1 pseudogene is annotated in these 1,244 nt (G+C 67.9%); it reads left to right on the forward strand.

Features of this window, described 5'->3' with window-relative positions:
- Nucleotides 1-89 precede the first annotated feature (89 nt).
- Nucleotides 90-1,207, forward strand: a pseudogene (locus ACPXB1_RS30550) (IS630 family transposase).
- Nucleotides 1,208-1,244 lie beyond the last annotated feature (37 nt).

Genomic DNA, 1,244 nt, shown 5'->3' on the forward strand with positions numbered 1-1,244 from the left:
TAGTGCTCTGACCACGAACGTTCACGGTGTTGGATGACACGCCGTGGGGCCTGTCGGCTGGGCGGCGTCGGGGCGGTCAGGCTGTAGCGGTGGCAGAACCTGTACGCGTGCGGCGGCTAAGTGATCAGGAAGGTCAGCAGCTGCTCAGAATCACCCGCCGGGGAAGCGGTTCCCCGATCCGCCTACGTCGGGCGATGGTCGTGCTCGCCTCGGCCGGCGGCAACACGGTGCCGGCGATCGCCCGCCTCGTCCAGGCCGATGAGGACACGATTCGGCAGGTCATCCACCGGTTCAACGAGATGGGGATGGCCTGCTTGGACCCTCGGTGGGCGGGTGGCCGTCCCCGCCAGATCAGTAGCGACGAAGAGCAGTTCATCGTCGAGACGGCCCACACCCGCCCCGAAAAGCTGGGGCGACCGTTCACCCGCTGGAGCGTACGCAAGCTCGCCGACCACCTGAGCACGGATGCCGACCGCCGGATCCGCATCGGGCGGGAACGGCTGCGGCAGATCCTGCACCAGCACAAGATCACCTTCCAGCGGACCAAGACGTGGAAGGAGTCCACCGACCCTGACCGGAACGCCAAACTCGCCCGGATCGAGTACGTCAGCAGCCACTTCCCGCAGCGAGTGTTCGCGTTCGACGAGTTCGGGCCCCTGGTGATCAGGCCGCAGGCCGGTGCCGATTGGGCTCCGGCAGGCCATCCCCGCCGGTTGCCCGCGAACTATCACAAGCTGCACGGAGTCCGCAGTTCCACGGCTGCTACTCCGTCGGCGACGACCAACTCTGGGGCGTCGTCCGGCGGCGCAAGAGCGCCGCGAACACCCTGGCCGCGCTCAAGTCGATCCGCGCCACCCGCCCGGACGGCGCACCGATCTACGTGATCCTGGACAACCTGTCGGCCCACAAGGGCTCGAAGATCCGCAGGTGGGCGGCCCGCAACAAGGTCGAGCTGTGCTTCACCCCGACCTACGCCTCCTGGGCCAACCCGATCGAGGCCCAGTTCGGGCCGCTACGCACCTTCGTCATCGCCGGCTCGAACCACCCCAACCACACCGTCCTGACCCGGCGGCTGCAGACCTACCTACGCTGGCGCAACGCCAACGCCCGCCACCCCGACGTCCTGGCCGCCCAACGCCGAGAACGAGCCCGCATCCGCAGCGAACGACAACGACACTGGGGCCAACCCACCACCCGAGCAGCCTGACCCCAACACCGTCAACGTTCGTGGTCACGGCACTAGC

The organism is Micromonospora sp. DT68 (genome assembly GCF_049847245.1).
Taxonomy (GTDB): Bacteria; Actinomycetota; Actinomycetes; order Mycobacteriales; family Micromonosporaceae; genus Micromonospora; species Micromonospora profundi.